This window comes from Alteromonas sp. S015, assembly GCF_036864485.1.
In the GTDB taxonomy this organism is placed as follows: domain Bacteria; phylum Pseudomonadota; class Gammaproteobacteria; order Enterobacterales; family Alteromonadaceae; genus Alteromonas.
This window is the reverse complement of sequence record NZ_JAZETO010000010.1, coordinates 68,200-85,359: the sequence shown is the minus strand read 5'-3', so window position 1 is coordinate 85,359 and position 17,160 is coordinate 68,200. Positions and strand designations below refer to the sequence as shown.

The 17,160-nt window shown below is 43.9% G+C and carries 15 protein-coding genes; 8 read left to right on the top strand and 7 right to left on the bottom strand.

Annotation, left to right across the window (positions count from 1 at the left end):
• Positions 1–81 precede the first annotated feature (81 nt).
• From V7R42_RS17755 to V7R42_RS17740, 4 genes are all read right to left on the bottom strand, one after another.
• On the bottom strand, positions 82–1,389 hold the full coding sequence (locus tag V7R42_RS17755) for a response regulator (RefSeq protein ID WP_334021711.1): 1,308 nt from the start codon (positions 1,387–1,389) through the stop codon (positions 82–84).
• 70 nt (positions 1,390–1,459) lie between these two features.
• Positions 1,460–3,127: a HAMP domain-containing sensor histidine kinase gene (locus V7R42_RS17750; protein ID WP_334021710.1), complete on the bottom strand. Its 1,668-nt coding sequence runs from the start codon at positions 3,125–3,127 to the stop codon at positions 1,460–1,462.
• Between the two features lie 10 nt (positions 3,128–3,137).
• A complete protein-coding gene (locus V7R42_RS17745; protein ID WP_334021708.1) occupies positions 3,138–3,962 on the bottom strand; it encodes a phosphate/phosphite/phosphonate ABC transporter substrate-binding protein in 825 nt (274 codons plus the stop codon).
• A gap of 23 nt (positions 3,963–3,985) precedes the next feature.
• Positions 3,986–4,546, bottom strand: coding sequence for a response regulator (locus V7R42_RS17740; RefSeq protein WP_334021705.1), 561 nt, complete (start codon positions 4,544–4,546; stop codon positions 3,986–3,988).
• A gap of 314 nt (positions 4,547–4,860) precedes the next feature.
• Between V7R42_RS17740 and prlC the strand changes: the two genes are divergently transcribed.
• The 8 genes from prlC (at position 4,861) to V7R42_RS17700 (ending at position 14,175) form a co-directional block, all read left to right on the top strand.
• Positions 4,861–6,897 carry an oligopeptidase A gene (gene prlC / locus V7R42_RS17735; protein ID WP_334021703.1) on the top strand — a complete coding sequence of 679 codons (2,037 nt, stop codon included), beginning with the start codon at positions 4,861–4,863 and terminating at the stop codon, positions 6,895–6,897.
• Between the two features lie 6 nt (positions 6,898–6,903).
• Positions 6,904–7,605, top strand: coding sequence for a DNA-3-methyladenine glycosylase I (locus V7R42_RS17730; protein ID WP_334021702.1), 702 nt, complete (start codon positions 6,904–6,906; stop codon positions 7,603–7,605).
• Between the two features lie 170 nt (positions 7,606–7,775).
• Positions 7,776–8,573, top strand: coding sequence for a bifunctional demethylmenaquinone methyltransferase/2-methoxy-6-polyprenyl-1,4-benzoquinol methylase UbiE (gene ubiE / locus V7R42_RS17725; RefSeq protein ID WP_334021700.1), 798 nt, complete (start codon positions 7,776–7,778; stop codon positions 8,571–8,573).
• Positions 8,573–9,214, top strand: coding sequence for a ubiquinone biosynthesis accessory factor UbiJ (locus V7R42_RS17720; protein ID WP_334021699.1), 642 nt, complete (start codon positions 8,573–8,575; stop codon positions 9,212–9,214). The genes ubiE and V7R42_RS17720 overlap by 1 nt, the downstream gene beginning before the upstream one ends.
• A 17-nt stretch (positions 9,215–9,231) precedes the next feature.
• Positions 9,232–10,860 (top strand): ubiquinone biosynthesis regulatory protein kinase UbiB, encoded by a 1,629-nt coding sequence (ubiB, locus tag V7R42_RS17715; protein WP_334021696.1) that lies wholly within the window; start codon positions 9,232–9,234, stop codon positions 10,858–10,860.
• 293 nt (positions 10,861–11,153) lie between these two features.
• Positions 11,154–11,363: a transcription antiterminator/RNA stability regulator CspE gene (gene cspE, locus V7R42_RS17710; protein ID WP_012519905.1), complete on the top strand. Its 210-nt coding sequence runs from the start codon at positions 11,154–11,156 to the stop codon at positions 11,361–11,363.
• 262 nt (positions 11,364–11,625) lie between these two features.
• Complete coding sequence (locus V7R42_RS17705; protein WP_334021695.1) at positions 11,626–12,270, top strand: hypothetical protein; 645 nt, start codon at positions 11,626–11,628, stop codon at positions 12,268–12,270.
• 309 nt (positions 12,271–12,579) lie between these two features.
• Positions 12,580–14,175, top strand: coding sequence for a methyl-accepting chemotaxis protein (locus V7R42_RS17700; RefSeq protein ID WP_334021693.1), 1,596 nt, complete (start codon positions 12,580–12,582; stop codon positions 14,173–14,175).
• 34 nt (positions 14,176–14,209) lie between these two features.
• Here V7R42_RS17700 and V7R42_RS17695 read toward each other — a convergent pair whose 3' ends face one another.
• From V7R42_RS17695 to V7R42_RS17685, 3 genes are all read right to left on the bottom strand, one after another.
• The gene (locus tag V7R42_RS17695) at positions 14,210–14,374 is read right to left on the bottom strand and encodes a hypothetical protein (RefSeq protein WP_014950935.1); all 165 of its coding nucleotides are present in this window, start codon (positions 14,372–14,374) and stop codon (positions 14,210–14,212) included.
• Between the two features lie 392 nt (positions 14,375–14,766).
• Complete coding sequence (locus V7R42_RS17690) at positions 14,767–15,774, bottom strand: cytochrome d ubiquinol oxidase subunit II (protein ID WP_334021691.1); 1,008 nt, start codon at positions 15,772–15,774, stop codon at positions 14,767–14,769.
• 11 nt (positions 15,775–15,785) lie between these two features.
• Positions 15,786–17,159, bottom strand: coding sequence for a cytochrome ubiquinol oxidase subunit I (locus V7R42_RS17685; protein WP_334021690.1), 1,374 nt, complete (start codon positions 17,157–17,159; stop codon positions 15,786–15,788).
• Position 17,160: the final 1 nt, after the last annotated feature.

Here is a 17,160-nt window from a genome sequence, read left to right as displayed (position 1 = left end):
TGCTATCTAATTAAAAGGTCAAAACGAAGAGAGACATAGTTATGTAACTCCTGTCCTATTTTTAGCACGTAACCTTAGAACTTACTCACTTATAGTAGCAGAAAGCTCTTCTGGTTCTATTTGAATACTAAACGCTTTTCCACGCTCTTCTTCAAAATGCACAAGTTTTTGAATGGTGGCATCACTAAATACGTGCCCTTCAGGAAGGATAAGAATATGGCTATCGTTGTACAAATTCTGGGCAAGCACCATGCCGACTTTGAGTTGTGAGGCTTTTAATGATGTTGAGAGCAGTTTAGAGGTTGTCACATCTTCTGCTTCCAGTAAAAGGTCTAAAAACTCTCCGTCATAGCGAGTGTTTCTGTGCTTTTTCATTTCTAGTTTGGCATCGCGAGGGCTCATTTCGATACCACTCATTCTGCCTGTTACTAAGCGCCAGTAATCGCGGGCTATAGCCAGAATGCGCGCGCCAGCGGGAATTTCTTTCGCCACTTTATTGTATAAGCCAGAGCCATTGTAATGCTCGAATTGAAACTCAATGATATCTGAAACTTGATGTAGCTCGTGAGCCGGAGCAAGTATTAACGCAGCCTGCTTAGTTTGCGATAAATAGTTTTGTTGCTGTTGATATTTGAGCTTTGAAAACGGTGCTTTAAAATCTTCGCTCTCAAGCCCTAGCAATCCAAGCTCGCAAATAAGGCCCGCATAGCGGACTTGTTTGATTTCTTCTTTCTCTAATCGAGCAATACGCGCCAGTTTTGATGCCAACTCGCTAACCTCAATGGCAAATTTACCATTAATATCAGGGTTAATGCTTATCACGTTGAACAGCACCTGCTCCATTGCAAGATTGTGTTTCTCAATTTTATTAAGCGCCGCTTTTATTTGGCGCGTACGCTTTTGAACCATTTGTTCTAGTGAAGCATTTACGTCGCGTAGTTTTTTATTTTGCAGTCGCGTTAGTTTTTGTAGGCGAAGATTTTCTGCCTTCAGCTTAACACGCTCCAGGCCTTCTTCTACAACAGTAATAAGCTCTTGATTGTCCCATGGCTTTTGCAGATAACGGTGTATCTTGCCTTGGTTTACGGCCTTAATTGTAGACTCTATGTCGGCATAGCCAGTTAACACAACCCTAAATGTTTCTGGGTAATTGATAGCGACCTGTTCGAGTAATTCCGCCCCTGACATCTGCGGCATTTTCATGTCGGAAATGACCACGTGAACATCGTGTTTGCTCATTAATTCCAGTGCTTTTGCGCCACTATCCGCCAGCAGTAACGAAATATCCATAGTGAATAGCGCACGCTTAATAGCACGAAGTATATTCGGTTCGTCGTCGACAAATAGTACCGTATAGGTTGTGGTTTGTTCTGCAGTAGGCTCTGTCATAAATTATTATCCTTATAAGCGACGTAACAACTATTACACGCAATGCTGCTTGATAACACTATTACTTGATTCATCCTTCGCTCTCTATTTTTTTATCTGAGTCTGAAACAATGGGGAGTGCCAATGTGAAGATGCTACCCTCTCCCTCTTTGCTAGTGGCTGAGAGCGTGCCGCCATGTTCTTGAGCAATGCCAAACGAGATTGAAAGACCTAAGCCAGTGCCTTGTCCCTCGGGTTTGGTCGTAAAAAATGGATTAAAGAGTTTGTCTAAATGACTTGCTGGAACACCGCAACCAGTGTCTTCTACACGAAGCTCGACAAATTTGCCTACAGTGCAGGTGGTAATGATTACCTTACCGTTTTTACCGGTGCTTTCGATAGCTTGTCCAGCATTAATCAGCAAGTTGGTGACAACCTGAGAAATCTTGCCCACATTCATGGCGATGTCAGGGACTTGGCCTAAATGCGTTTCAACCGTGCAAATATATTTTAATTGGTTGTTCACCATAGCAAGAGTAGTGCGTACGCAATCATTGATGTTGTGCTGCTGCATATGGTCACTATCTACTCGAGAGAACAGCTTAAGCCCTTTAACAATTTCAGCCACTCGATTTAAGCCATCTTTAGAATCATTGAGAAGGTCGGTGATATCTTCATTGATAAACGCCATATCCTGATTAGCTAACATTTTTTCCAACTCTGATATGGCCGAGGTACGTTTTGTCTCGTCTTTCTGATTAAGAACAATGCTGATTTGTGAAAAAATCATTTGATAGGTAGCAACGTACTCGCTAAGGGTGGATATATTGCTGCTAACAAAGCCAACCGGGTTATTGATTTCATGAGCGATACCCGCTGCTAATTGGCCAACTGACGCCATTTTCTCAGCTTGAAGTAGCTGTACTTGCGTCTCTTTTAAATCTTTATTAGCCTCTTGGAGTTGATAGTTTTTTTGATGTAGTAGAGCAGTTCTATCCTGCACCTTTTCTTCAAGCAGTGTATTTAGCTCCTTCAGTTCATCTTGGGCAAACTGGCGTTGCGCATATTCCTCTTTTAAACGCTCAACCAGTTGATTAAACGCCTCTGCCAATTCGCTTAATTCGTCTGTGCCGCGCACGGGGATGAAGATTTCTTGATAATTGTTGTTTTTGACCGCATCACCTAAACGCTTAGCGCCTTCGTGTAACTGATGAAGTTGAGACATCAGGTAAGACCCAAGCAAGTATGAGCACAAGCCAACTAAAATAAATTGTAAGAAAGCCAGTGTAACCGTCCAACTTCTTACCCTTGATACTGATTCAGTCACAGAGGAAATGTTTAGACCAATCTCTACGTATCCGTACAAAGTGCTATTTACCATGATGGGGGCACGGGTGTCGTATATTCCATCATCGGCTTTTGACACGCTTGTATCTGCTACGAAGGGGCGATTCAGCGCTTCAACACTGCCTTTTTCAACGAAAACCCTGTCTAGCTTGTCCTTAACTTTGACATACGCAATATTGGGGTTTGTCAGGATTTCTGATACATCGGCATCAAGTGCTGCTAAGTCGTAGCTTAAAAATGCATTTTTTGTTGTTGACACAAAAAGGGCAACTGTCGTGTCAGCCGATTTTTTTACGTTATTGTCAACAAGGTCGTTAAGTAACTGAAAAACAGTCACAATTAGCACTAGCAGCAAAAGAGCAGCTATTGATGCTATGCCTGTTATTGTTTTTAATCGTAACGACAGTTTCATTCGACTCTTCTCATAAATGTGGCCGCGAAAGCGACGCTATTCCCAACGCTCTTACATCGTCCCAATCGCTGTCGTTTGACGCTATAAAGCCATTGAACCCAATACCGTCTAAAATCCATGACTTACTTGAGTCATTTGATAAAGCGAGTAATGCGTTAAGAATAGCTTGCCTGTCAGCGAGTGCCATATTTGAGTGTGTCGCAATAGCATGAGGGGTATACCCTTTACTCTTCCACAAGACACGTAAATCCTGTTTAACGTCCTCGGGTGAACTGCTAAGTGTACGAACAATGCCACCCCCTGCGTTAAAAAAGCCTCGCTGCACTGCGAGGTAAACGGAGTCATGAGAATTAACATAACGCGGCACAAAGGCAACGTTATTCATGCGAAGATGGGCACTTGTAATAATACTAGCAGCAAAAGCAGCAGGTGCTGGAAAAGCAATTTCTGCGCCGTTTAAATCAGCGAGGGAATTTATAGGGCTGTCTTTATGAACAACAACTAAACCGCGGATTTCTTTATTGCTTTGGCGCGCTAACGCGCGATACCCCACAGACTCATTAAAAACTACAAAGTGGTAGGGATTCATATAGGCGATATCATAGTTGCCGTCGGCTAAATTTGCTTCGAAGGTGGGGATGTCTTTTGCGGTTTTGAAATTAACTTCAAAACCGGTGTAGTTGCTAACATAGTCAATCAAAGGTTGCCAAGCTTCAGCCATCTTCTTAGCTGACTGCTGAGGTACAACAGCAAAAGTAAAGGTTTTAGCATGCGTTGGTATGACGCTTACACCAACGAACAAACTTAAAAGAGCGAATCGCAGTAACCAAGCCATAAAGTCATTCCCTGTGAATCGACTTACATCGACATAAATTGCTCAAGGACCACAGTTAAATCATGATTTGAGAAAGGCTTTTGCAAAGTGGCATCAGCTCCAATCTCAAGGGCACGCTCTAAGCTAACTTCATCGAGCGCAGATATCACCACAATTTTAAGGTCTTTATACTTACTCTGATCTCGTGTGAATTCGATAACGCTGTAACCGTCCATGCCTGGCATGCTCAAATCGAGGGTCATTACTTTGGGTTCGTATTGGCTTAGCATAATCCCAGCTTGAAAGCCGCCAGTAGCGATATACGACTCATAACCCGCACGCCGGGCGACACGTTGAATAGACTTAGCAACGGGCATTTCATCGTCGACAATTAATATCGAAGGCGTGGCGATGCCTTTCAATGAATCGGGAATTGGCATGTCGTGTCTTTCTAGAAATGCGACAAAATCTTCTACTAATACTCTGTTGTTTCCACGCCCAGGAAGCTTGAAGCCTTTTAATTTACCGCTTTCTATCCATCGAATTACGGTACGCAGGTTTACATCGCAATACGAGGCTATTTCACCTGAGGTCAACGTTTTCATATCTATGCCTTGTAGATTTATTAAACAAAATTATAGACCCTTAAGAGTAAGGGGACAAAGTAGACAAAAGGATGAAATGCGACATTTGTGACAGCGGCTTGGCGAGATAGCTATTTTGTCGCGTTTAAGAAGACCTCAAGAGAAGGGGGGAAAGGATAGCTCCTCGACTTCATAAACTCAGGCTTACATCATGATCCATGCACGCATACGAGAGGTATTTTCATCAAAGGTTAACAGCGGCTAAAACAATAGCTTGCTTTTAGTCAGCGAAGCCCCATCATTATTCTATTGAAGTGTTAAGAGTGAAAAAGATTATGACAACCCCTGCAATTGAAATGGTAGATGGCCTACCAATTTTTTCTGCTATTGAACCTGCCTCGATTAAGCCAGCAATTGAAAAAGCTATTGCGGTGTGTAAAAGCGAAATAGAAGAGGTCGTGGCGTCGAAAGATTACTCTTACAAGAATTTAGTGCTGCGTCTTGAAGAGGTGGACGACCGTTTAAGTAATATATTTTCACCCGTTTCGCATATGAATAGTGTAGTGAGCAGCGATGAATTGCGTGAAGCCCACGATGCGTGTTTGCCACTATTATCTGAATACGGTACTTGGGTAGGCCAGCACGAAGGCCTTTATAATGCTTATGCTTCACTAAAAGCGTCTGACGAATTTGAAGCCTTAAGCGAAGAACAACAGAAAGTTATTGAGAATGCCGTGCGTGACTTTACGCTTTCAGGTGTTGCACTGCCTGCGCAGCAAAAGAAACGTTTTGCTGAGATACAGGCAAAGCTTAGTGAGTTATCGTCAACCTTCTCAAACAATGTGATGGACGCCACCATGGGCTGGACCAAACACATTACCGATGAATCTGAACTTGCGGGCATGCCAGAGTCAGCCCTAGAAGCTGCTGCGCAAGCTGCGCACCAAAAAGACTTGCAGGGATGGTTATTCACGCTAGATATTCCGTCTTATTTGCCTGTTATGCTATATGCGGATAACCGTGAGCTTCGCGAAGAAATGTATCGTGCTTATTCAACCAAAGCGTCTGATCAGGGGCCCAATGCGGGCAAGTGGGATAACACTGACATTATTAAAGAGACCTTAACGCTGCGTACTGAGCTGGCCGAATTATTAGGTTTTTCAAATTATGCGGAACGTTCGTTGGCAACCAAAATGGCAGACTCTACCGATCAAGTCATCGGTTTTTTACGCGATTTGGCGGCCAAATCTAAGCCTCAGGCAGAAAAAGAGCTTGAAGAAGTGAGAACGTATGCGAACGATAAGCATGGTGTTACCGAGCTAGCGGCATGGGATTTACCGTATTACAGCGAGAAACTAAAGCAGGAAAAGTACACGATTTCTGATGAAATGCTGCGCCCTTATTTCCCTGAAGATAAGGTACTGTCTGGTTTATTCGAAGTAGTACATCGCCTGTACGGCTTAAAAATTATCGAGCAGCCTGGCATCGACACATGGCATAAGGACGTACGCTACTTCACCATTACTGACGATGCCGATGTGATGCGCGGCAGTTTTTACTTGGATCTATATGCACGAGCTAAAAAGCGTGGTGGCGCGTGGATGGATGAATGTCGAGTTCGTCGCGAAAAAATGGATGGAGAACTACAGCTTCCGGTGGCTTACCTTACTTGTAACTTCAACGCACCGGTGGGTGATAAACCAGCGCTATTTACCCACGATGAAGTGGTAACCATGTTCCATGAGTTTGGCCATGGTATCCACCATATGCTCACTAAAATGAGCGTAGCTGGTGTGTCTGGTATTAATGGTGTGCCATGGGATGCCGTTGAATTGCCAAGCCAGTTTTTAGAGAACTGGTGCTGGGAAGAAGATGCTCTTAACTTTATCTCTGGTCACTATGAAACTGGTGAGCCACTCCCTGCTGATTTACTTGACCGTATGCTTGCTGCACGGGATTACCAATCTGCGATGCAGATGGTACGCCAGCTTGAATTTAGTCTTTTTGATTTCTTACTGCATAGTGAAAAGGGCAGCGAGGTAGACGTACAGGGGACATTGGATAAAGTGCGTGAAGAGGTGGCGGTGGTCATTCCTCCATCGTTTAACCGTTTCCAAAACGGCTTTGGTCACATATTTGCTGGTGGCTACGCAGCGGGCTACTACAGCTATAAGTGGGCTGAGGTGCTTTCTGCCGACGCGTACAGCAAGTTTGAAGAGGATGGCATCTTTAATCGCGACACGGGCAAATCGTTCTTAGAAAACATTCTAGAAATGGGCGGCAGTAAGCCTCCTATGGACTTGTTCGTAGCCTTTAGAGGGCGCGAGCCTAAAGTCGACGCGCTGCTTCGTCATAGCGGTATAAAAGGCTAGACAGACGTGAAAGAGTCTAAGTTAGAGTCTTTTCAATCTATCTACCACCGAGCGTGCGAGCGCAAAGGCGGTGAGAAGGTGCTTGAAGCTATGCTCCAAGCACCGCTTTCAAAAGCACAAATTGAAGCCATTAGTGATGATCGCTTTCTAGCTGCGATGACCAAAAAAGTGTTCCAGTCAGGTTTTGTGTGGCGAGTCATCGAGCAAAAATGGCCCGATTTTGAAACCGTATTTTTCGGTTTCGACATTGATAAAGTGTTGTTGATGCCCGATGAAATGCTAGAGCAAAAAGCGTCAGATAAGCGCATTGTTCGCAACTATAAAAAAGTGATGACAGTGCGTGACAATGCCATGATGATCAAAGACGTAGCCCTGGAGCACGGTAGCTTTGGTAATTTCGTAGCAGGCTTTGAAAAAGGTAATATCACTGAGCTTTGGGCGTTTTTGAAAAAACGCGGGGCGCGACTAGGTGGCAACACCGGCCCCTACATGCTTCGTGCACTAGGCATAGACACGTTTTTATTCTCTCGTGACGTGGAAGATTACTTGCGCAAGAATGGCATTATCGACGGTGGTTTAACCTCGAAAAAGTCGCTGTCAGCAGCCAATGCTGCGTTTGCGCAATGGCATGAGCAAAGCAGCCGATCGCTACAAGAGATCAGTGCCATTGTTGCCTACAGCTGGGGCACAAATAATCAGGTAGCCTAGAGCGAGCTGCGTTAGTCTTCTACATTGACGAGCTTACACCTAACAGGCTCACTAATGTAAAGCCAACGGCTTGATTTACATCAGGAGACAGTCAGGCATAAAGCTTTTGCTTGAGCACACAATCCTATACACTTCGGCATTAATAAAAATATTCAAATTACAGGACTGTCATGAGCGACAATCAAACTCCCGCTACGCAAGCAGACTCTGCAATCGACAATGCTACTCAGCATACAACGCACTTTGGATTCAAACAGGTGGATAAAGGGCAAAAAGCTTCTTTAGTTGCCAATGTTTTTGACTCTGTTGCAGCGAAGTACGACGTAATGAACGATCTTATGTCAATGGGAGTGCATCGTTTATGGAAGCGTTTCACAATAGACTGCAGCGGTGTTCGCGCTGGCAACAAGGTATTAGATATTGCCGGTGGTACAGGCGATTTAACCGCTAAATTCTCTCGCTTGGTGGGCCCAACAGGGCGCGTAACCCTTGCCGATATCAACTTGTCTATGCTGAAAGTAGGCCGTGATAAGCTTCGCGATCGCGGCTTAGTAAGCAACATCGATTATGTGCAAGCCGATGCAGAGGCATTGCCGTTTCCCGACAACCACTTCGATGTGGTGACCATGGCATTCGGCCTTAGAAACGTAACGGAAAAGCAAAATGCGTTAAACTCTATTTTTCGCGTGCTAAAACCTGGCGGCCGTTTACTGGTTTTAGAGTTTTCTAAGCCTACGTCAGAGCAGTTAAGCAAACTTTACGATATGTATTCGTTCCATATTTTGCCAAAAATGGGGCAACTGGTGGCGAACGATGCAGAGAGCTATCAATACCTTGCGGAGAGCATTCGCATGCACCCAGATCAAGAAACCTTAAAAGGTATGTTTGAGCAGGCTGGCTTTGAGCAGTGTGATTATCAAAACCTGACCGGCGGTATTGTTGCGCTGCACAGAGGTTATAAGTTTTAATGTCTACTTCTGCGCTGGTTACTGCAACGGCTGAATCGGTTATCAATAAACTGCTGTCTTTAGATGAAGCCAGCGAAGCAAGGCTAAAAACGCTTAATGGCGCTAGGCTTACTGCGTTTATTTCGCCGCTTCCTTACGGTATCACGCTGTCATTTTCAAACCGTGTCGACGTGCTTAGCGAACAAAACTCGTTTGAAGACGCCGTAGCCATGCTTGGACCGAAAGACTGTTGTATCAAAACGTCGCTACAAACCTTGCCAGAGTTAAAAGAAACCAGCCAGTTGACGCGTCTTATTCAGAAAAAAGCCCTCTTCTTGGAAGGAGAGCTAAATGTTGCTCAGCAAGTCAGTGCGTTGTTTCAGCAGCTCAATATAGACATTGAAGAACTGCTGGCACAAAAGACCAACGATGTTATTGCCCATCAGACCGTGAAAACGGTAAAAACCGTGCATGAAAAATCGATGTCAGCGTTAGCGTCCATGGCGAAAGTATTTGGCAACGCCGTAGTAGAAGAAAAGCAGCTTGCTGCACACAAGCTGGCGGTTATGCACTTTAGCGACGAAGTAAATGCGCTTCGCGATCGAGTGGAAAGTGCCGATGCGCGATTGCGCCGCTTAGAAGAAAAATTTAAAGAGAATTGAGAGAAACAGGCTCATAAATGCGTATTGTTAGGTTATACCGAATCAACAAGGTATTGTTGGAACACGGCTTAGACGAACTTATTCCAGCAAAGTGGTTGCCTTGGTACGCACGAGCGATGCGTCATACCATTTTCTGGGTGCGAAATAAGCACAAGGGCAGGTCAGCCGGCGAGCGTATTACGCTTGCACTACAAAACCTTGGGCCTGTTTTTATTAAATTCGGCCAAATGCTTTCTACACGTAGAGACTTGCTTCCCCCTGCTATCGCCAACGAACTTGCCCGTCTACAAGACAAAGTGCCGCCATTTTCATCTGACGCTGCACAAGACATTATCAAGCAAGCGCTAGGACTTTCTGATTTAAGTGACTTGTTTAGCGAATTTGAAAAAGCGCCGCTGGCGTCCGCCTCTATTGCTCAAGTTCATGCGGCAAAACTAAAGTATAACAACGAAGATGTTGTGGTGAAGGTATTGCGACCAGATATTCGCGATACCATAGTGGCAGACATGGAGCTGTTATTTAGCCTAGCTAATGTGCTTCAGCGATGGCTGCCTGACGGCAAGCGGCTGCGCCCTGTTGAAGTGGTAGTGGAATACCGCAAGACCATAGTTGATGAGCTTGATTTATTACGTGAATCTGCAAACGGTATTCAGTTAGGGCGTAACTTTGAAAGTTCTGACGCGCTGTATGTACCAAAAATTTACAGCGATTATTGTCGCAGTAATGTATTGGTAATGGAGCGTATTTATGGTCTGCCAATTTCAAATATTGATGCTTTACTTACTCAAAATACCAACATGAAAAAACTGGCTGAGCGCGGGGTTGAAGTATTCTTCACTCAGGTATTTCGCGACAGTTTTTTCCATGCAGACATGCATCCGGGCAATATCTTTGTATCTACCGAACACCCTGAAAACCCCAAATATATCGCCATCGATTTTGGCATTGTAGGTACGCTCAATCGTGAAGATAAGCGCTATCTGGCTGAGAACTTTATTGCCTTCTTCAACCGCGACTATCGCAAAGTCGCGCAGCTTCACGCCGACTCAGGCTGGGTACCGCAAGATACCAATATCGATGAGTTTGAGATGGCCATTCGCACGGTATGTGAACCTATATTCCAAAAGCCACTAGCAGAAATATCCTTTGGCAACGTGCTGCTGCAGCTATTTAATACGGCACGGCGTTTTAATATGGTTGTGCAGCCTCAGCTTGTGCTACTGCAAAAAACATTGCTGTATATCGAAGGCTTGGGTCGTCAGCTGTATCCTCAGCTCGACTTATGGAAAACTGCCAAGCCATTTCTTGAAAATTGGATGAAAGAGCAGATTGGTTTTACCGCAATGATGGGGAAAGTGAAAGACAACTTACCTTTCTGGTCTGAAAAACTACCTGAAATGCCAGACCTGCTGTACGACAGTTTACAACAGATGAAACGCTTGCCTTTACAACAACAAAGGGCCCATTTGGCACTGCTGCAAGAGCAAAAGAAAACAACTCAGACCACTCATTTGAGTGTAGTGGGAGCTACCTTTGTGTTAACGGCTACAATATTGCCAATGTATGATTTATCTTGGTATTTTCCAGTATTTTCTGGACTGTTCGGCGCGATTTGCTGGTATTTAGCGTGGCGAAAAGGACATTAATTTTTGTTACGCTGCGGTGAAATATTTATGAAATCCGTCGTTTATCAATTAATTTGTATAGTAATCGTCCCGAAGAGTGTTATAGTGGGTTCGGCTTTAAGCCAAAGTCTTTAAAGAGACGCGATTTTGTATTATTTGCTATATGTTAAACCACTCGAGTTACCCTGTAATTTGTTGTAAGTTGTTTGTCCATTCGTAAGTAAGACCCAATACTCCGCCAATTTAAAGACTCTAAAGAATTTAGTTACACGCGCTTATGCGCAATTTAATACGATATTTGAGGTCTATACGACATGTCTAAAGTTACAGGCACAGTTAAGTGGTTCAACGCTGATAAAGGTTACGGTTTTCTAACTCAAGATAACGGCGGCAAGGACGTTTTCGTTCATTTCCGTGCGATCATCTCTGACGGTTACAAAACGCTTCCAGAAGGTCAGCGAGTAGAATTTGAAGTTGAAGAAGGTCAAAAAGGTCTTCAAGCTGCTAACGTGCAAGCTATCTAAGAATTCAAAAACGGCGGTCATTATGACCGCCGTTTTTCTTTCTATATTAAAAATTCTGTTTCATTGCTCATACCGAGCGACTTTGGTTTGCCTTTTCAAAGGCAAGCTTTTCTCGACTTACATTTCTTATAAACGTACCAGCTTAAATCACTCGGTTTACTTGCGGCATCTAGGCGAGTAGGTATTGCGCGTGCATAGTAATTAGTGCTTTACTCATCAGGCTGTTGATTTTCATTGTGTATACTTTTTAAGGGAGTGCTTCATGCGCATCATATCTGTCATTCGCGTCTCATTTATTACCGCTCTTTTGTTATCTAACATACAACTTGTTCACGGTGTTCAACAAAAGGCCCTGCAAACTGACAGTCCGCCAATGGCAACGATTTTTGGTACCACTATAAATGTCTCAGATGTAATGCCCGATGAAAAAGAGCGCAATACGCTAAAGCAGCAGGCAAAAGACAACTATGCTCAAATGCTCGATTATGTGGTGCGAGCAAATGCCTCAAATAAAATTTATGAAAAAGTGTTAGAAAACTATGCAAAACAACAAGGCATTTCACTTAACAAACAGCTTGTAGAAAAGTTTATTGAAACGTTTGAAAGTCAAATGACGGATGAAACATCATCTACACCTATTAATGAGATTGCGGTAAAGCAGGTCATGCAATACCAAACAGAAAAAGCAATGTATGAAGAGTTTGGTGGTAGAGTAATTTTTTTGCAGTCTAACCCAATGATGCCAATAGACGCATACAGTGCATTACTTTCTCGTTATCGCGATAATGGCGAGTTAAAAATTATTGATAAAACCCTAAGCGAAACATTTTGGAAAGTTTTTGAACCGCCTTTTCAGTTTGAGATATCACCAGAGAACATAGACTTTAGCCAGCCTTGGTGGCTGTAACAGCTATCAACGCTAGAGGAGCTTTTTGTTATATATACGGTCGAAGTTGGCTCACTAAAGTATCGTACATATGTGAATAAACGCCTGTTTGATTTCATTCTTCTGGCGTTTTCACTTCTCATATATAAGTTTGCTATGCAAACAGCAACTCTCCACACTTAGTGCTATAAAATTGAAATAAAAAAACAGTGTTAGCGGTCTATTTTTGTTCAGGGACAAGTGCTTTTTATTGCGTTTGTCGGCGGCAAAAATAGGGTGCTGTGAAATGCAACATGTGTAAAGCGTGCCCAAATTAAAAAGGGGAAACACATGTTTAACACCATAAAACAAAGGATTCTGCTAGGTTATTTACTGGTGGTCGCAGTAGCCGTTATTGCAGCGGTGGTATTGACTAAAAATAATGGCAAAGTAGATGGGCTTGTTGAAGCGTATATTTCAGAAACACTGCCTTCCTTAAGTGCAATAGATAACATTCAAAGCAGTAGTAAAGAGCTAGTGCTTATTGCCTATTCTTTGTATGGCACCACCATTAATAGCAGCAGTTACCAAACTCAAAAAGATGCGCTAATTCAAAGTGCGTCTGATCAGTTTACTCAATTTAGTTACATGGGAAGCAATACGGCAAAGGAAAAGTTTGACGCACTTGTAGCTTCTGCCGCTGCTTTACAACGCACCATGGCTGCATCGTCAGTAAACTGGGATGCGGCGCGTGAAAATCTTCAAGTCATTACTGTTGCCGCTTCAGATCTAAACGAGCATTTAATTGAGGTACGTAACGGTGTAGAAAAAGCGGCAAGCATGCGCACCATGGCTATTTCATCTGAGCTCAACTCAAGCCAAGTGATCATCGTGAGTTTGATAATACTTATGCTGATTGTGTCTGTGGTAGGTTATGTACTTGCGAAAGCCAATATCGCTAACCCAATTGAAGGTATGGCTGAAAATCTTAATGAGATTGCAAAAACGCGCAACTTAAAAGCGAAACTGCCAAATCAAAATTTAAAAGAACTGCACGCCATCACGCAAAGTGTCCAAGGTCTGTTGAGTGTATTTCTAAAGGGAATGACAGATCTTCAAAACGCAGTAAATAACCTTAACCATTCTTCGCAAACTCTCAATAGCGCGACTTTACACTCATCCCAAGCCATCGTTAGTTTCCAAGGTGACATCAAGCAGTTGGTATCTGTAATGGATAACTTGTCTGATGAAATGGAACAAAGCCTTAGCTTATCTGTTCGCGCAGCAAGTGAAGCAAAAGGCAGTGCAGAGCAAATTGCACAAGGTAAAACAGACGTTGAAGCCACCGCCCGTGCAATTACCGATCTTACCTTCGACATTGACAAAACCGCTTCTAAACTTGATCAACTACAAAGCGACGGAAAAAATGTGTCTAGCGTGGTAAAGACTATTGCAGAAATAGCGGACCAAACTAATTTGCTGGCACTCAATGCTGCTATTGAGGCAGCGCGTGCCGGTGAATCGGGAAGGGGGTTTGCTGTAGTGGCTGACGAAGTGCGTACATTGGCGTCTAGAACCCATCAATCGACGGTTGAGATTAATGCGATGTTAGAAAAGATTGTGCTTTCAATTCGCGATTCAGTTCAAACTATGACATCAAATAAAGATAAGGCGCACAATGCGCTGGCGCTTGCCAACGAATTAGTTGCCACGTTGGAGGGTGGGCGCAACAGTATATTATCGCTAGTAGAAGTTAGCAACGAGGCGTCAGCACTGGTTCAACACGCAAAAGATCAAGTGTCGTTAGCGCGCGAAGGTGCACTCGATTTTCAAATGCTAGGCGATGAAGTAGAAGCGGCTAATATAAATGTAAACAGTGAAGCGAATAGTTTATCTGGGCTGGCGGAAGGGCTTCAGGCAAATGTTAATACATTTAAACTGAGCTAAAAAAATGGGGCCGGTTTGACGGGCCCCATATAAATTAATGATTTTGGTCTTCAACGTGCTGGTCGGCAAATATCTTGGATTTCTTTTTAATTTTACATCCTAAGATACGCTGCGCATTTTTACGGCCGATATAGTGAGCGACTGTATAGGGGTGCGCGCGTTTGAAGAACCGTGAGAACGAATGGAATACGTTTTCCATAGTATTGGCTCCTTCTAGTAAAAATTGCCCCAAATAAAATATAGTAATATTACAGTTTGATGTCAACAAAATATTCTTCATTAAACAATTTAGAAATTTCGTTCACATGCTAAGGATAGGTTAGGCATAACTAATCGACCTCTACTAATTGGTATACATTGTTCGAGGCAAAGGATCATATTTTGATCGCATGTTTTCAGTTCGGGGTCGTTGGCAGGTAATACGGGTCGCCGCAAATGCCACAAGCACAGGAAAGGCGTCGGGAACCGCAATAAACTCGCTACGTATAGCGTGTAGTATAGTGCTGGATAGTAAGTGAACACCACTGACTTTCAATGATGTTCACTATTGTTTCAAGTAATTGGGACCTGCTGCGGTCCCATTAACGATTGCTAGTAGTAAGAAAGTTTCTCTGATTTACCGGAGAAAATTTTATATACCATAGCCGTATAAGCCAAAATAATAGGTACTACAATGACTACGCCTACAAGCAAGAAGCGAAGAGAGCTTGCGTCACTAAGCGCATCCATCACCGTCATCTGTCCAGGAATAATAAACGGGTAGTAGCTTATGCCGAATGCGGTGAAGCAAAGTAAAAACACCAATAGTGCGATAAAGAACGGGAGCCATTCGCCTTTACCGTGCGCGTCAGGCAGTTTTTTAAGCAACACACCACAAAGTGCTAGGAGCGCGAAACACGCCAGTGGAATAGCAAAAAGTACATAACCCCAAGGAGCAGACAACCATAAGTCTCGCACATCATCGTGTAAAGTTAGGTTTGCGATACTTACCGCGACAATCCCTACCGCCAGAACCCCTAAACCCCTTCTGGCCCAGTAATACGCTTTTTGTTGAAGCTCACCTTCGCCTTTAAGTATTAACCAGCATGAGCCGATAAACGCGTAAGCTGCCGTGACACCAAATGCTGCGAGTAGTGCAAAGCCTTGTGCCCAAATGTCTGTGCGAAGTCCTGTTACGTAAATACCCAACATGTAACCTTGAGCCAATGTGGTCAAAAGCGAACCGTATTTAAATACCAAATCCCACTTACGCTTTTTTACCTGCACAACCTTGGCGCGAAAATCGAACGCTACACCACGCAAAATAAGCCCTAATAACATGAAGGTTGCTGGCAAGTACAAGGTTTGTAAAAACTCACTATGGGCTTCAGGGAAAGCAATGAGCAGCAGACCTATGGCAAGCACAAGCCAAGTTTCGTTAGCATCCCAGTAAGGGCCGATAGAGGCTATCATATCGTCGCGAAACGCTTCTGTTCTTGGCGGAATCAGTACACCCACTCCCAAGTCGTAACCATCTAAAATAGCGTATAGCAATACAGATAGGCCGAGTAAACCCACATAAATATTTCCGAGCATTTCTGCTGATACGTTTTCAAACATGTTTACTCTCCTTAAACCGTGCTCGGGTCTGGGTCAGTAGGTTGCATTTTTGCCTTAGTAACCTCCCGCTCTTCCGTTGTTATTTCTTCAATTTCAACTGCTCTTCTGCACATCAACATAAGTGTTCCCATGTATGCGATTAGAAGTACCGTATAGATGACAAGGTAGAGCGTGAATGACAGCGCAATATTGGCCGGTGGTAATTGGGTAACGGCATCAGCGGTTCTTAATACACCGCTTACCAAATAGGGCTGACGGCCTATTTCCGTTACGTACCAGCCTGCTAGTGTTGCTATCCAGCCGCTAAACGCCATGCCTGCAAACGTGCGTTTAAGCCAAACGGGGAAGTCTTTGTTGCGCATAAGATAAAGACTGCCAAGCCATGACACAGCAAGCATCAACACGCCCATACCCACCATGACTCTAAAACCGAAGAACACAGGGGCAACCGGCGGATGTTCCCCCTCAAACTCGTTTAGCCCTTTTATCTCGCCTTTAAGCTCATGGGTAAGGATTAAGCTTGCACCATAAGGAATGGGAACTTCAAAATGATTTTCTTTACTCTCTTCGTCTGGAATTGCAAAAAGCAATAAGGGCGCACCTTCAGTGGTTTCCCATAGTCCTTCCATCGCTGCTACCTTTTGAGGTTGATGCTCAAGCGTATTTAAACCATGCATGTCGCCAGCAAAAATTTGCAGAGGAATTAACACTGCTGCCGTATAGGTAGCTGTTTTGAGTGCGAGCTTGGGCGCAAGCTTATCGTCGCCTTTAAGCATGCGGTAGGCTGAAAGGCCGGCTATAAGGAAACTGGCCGTTAGACCAGACGCCAACATCATGTGTACAAAGCGGTAGGGGAAAGACGGGTTAAAAATAATTTCCTTCCAGTTTGTGGCATACACCACACCGTCGACCACTTCAAAGCCCTGCGGGGTTTGCATCCAGCTATTAAGCGCCAAAATCCAGAACGCAGAGGTTGTAGTGCCAAGTGCAACAATGAGGGTTGAAGCCGTATGCAGCCAGTTCGGAACACGGCGTATGCCAAACAGCATGATGCCTAAAAACGTGGCTTCTAAGAAAAAGGCGGTAAGTACCTCATAACCGAGTAGTGGCCCCGCCACATTACCTACTTTCTCCATAAATCCAGGCCAGTTAGTACCAAACTGAAATGACATGGTGACGCCGCTTACTACACCCAAGGCGAAGCTTAGGGCAAAGACACGTACCCAAAAGCGATACATACGCATCCACACAGGGTGACCCGAAATATTAGAGCGCAGCTTAAAGTAAAATAGAAACCAGCCCATCGCCATGGTGATGGTTGGAAACAAAATATGAAAACTAATATTTAACGCAAATTGTAAACGAGACAGCAAGAATGCATCCACA

Bases quoted from the DNA above. Each gene is read 5' to 3' on its own strand.
- cspE (WP_012519905.1), top strand. From the start codon at position 11,154: ATGTCTAAAGTTACAGGCACAGTTAAGTGGTTCAACGCTGATAAAGGT.
- V7R42_RS17750 (WP_334021710.1), bottom strand. From the start codon at position 3,127: ATGAAACTGTCGTTACGATTAAAAACAATAACAGGCATAGCATCAATA.
- V7R42_RS17690 (WP_334021691.1), bottom strand. From the start codon at position 15,774: ATGTTTGAAAACGTATCAGCAGAAATGCTCGGAAATATTTATGTGGGT.
- V7R42_RS17745 (WP_334021708.1), bottom strand. From the start codon at position 3,962: ATGGCTTGGTTACTGCGATTCGCTCTTTTAAGTTTGTTCGTTGGTGTA.
- V7R42_RS17740 (WP_334021705.1), bottom strand. From the start codon at position 4,546: ATGAAAACGTTGACCTCAGGTGAAATAGCCTCGTATTGCGATGTAAAC.
- V7R42_RS17700 (WP_334021693.1), top strand. From the start codon at position 12,580: ATGTTTAACACCATAAAACAAAGGATTCTGCTAGGTTATTTACTGGTG.
- V7R42_RS17695 (WP_014950935.1), bottom strand. From the start codon at position 14,374: ATGGAAAACGTATTCCATTCGTTCTCACGGTTCTTCAAACGCGCGCAC.
- V7R42_RS17755 (WP_334021711.1), bottom strand. From the start codon at position 1,389: ATGACAGAGCCTACTGCAGAACAAACCACAACCTATACGGTACTATTT.
- prlC (WP_334021703.1), top strand. From the start codon at position 4,861: ATGACAACCCCTGCAATTGAAATGGTAGATGGCCTACCAATTTTTTCT.
- ubiB (WP_334021696.1), top strand. From the start codon at position 9,232: ATGCGTATTGTTAGGTTATACCGAATCAACAAGGTATTGTTGGAACAC.
- V7R42_RS17720 (WP_334021699.1), top strand. From the start codon at position 8,573: ATGTCTACTTCTGCGCTGGTTACTGCAACGGCTGAATCGGTTATCAAT.
- ubiE (WP_334021700.1), top strand. From the start codon at position 7,776: ATGAGCGACAATCAAACTCCCGCTACGCAAGCAGACTCTGCAATCGAC.
- V7R42_RS17705 (WP_334021695.1), top strand. From the start codon at position 11,626: ATGCGCATCATATCTGTCATTCGCGTCTCATTTATTACCGCTCTTTTG.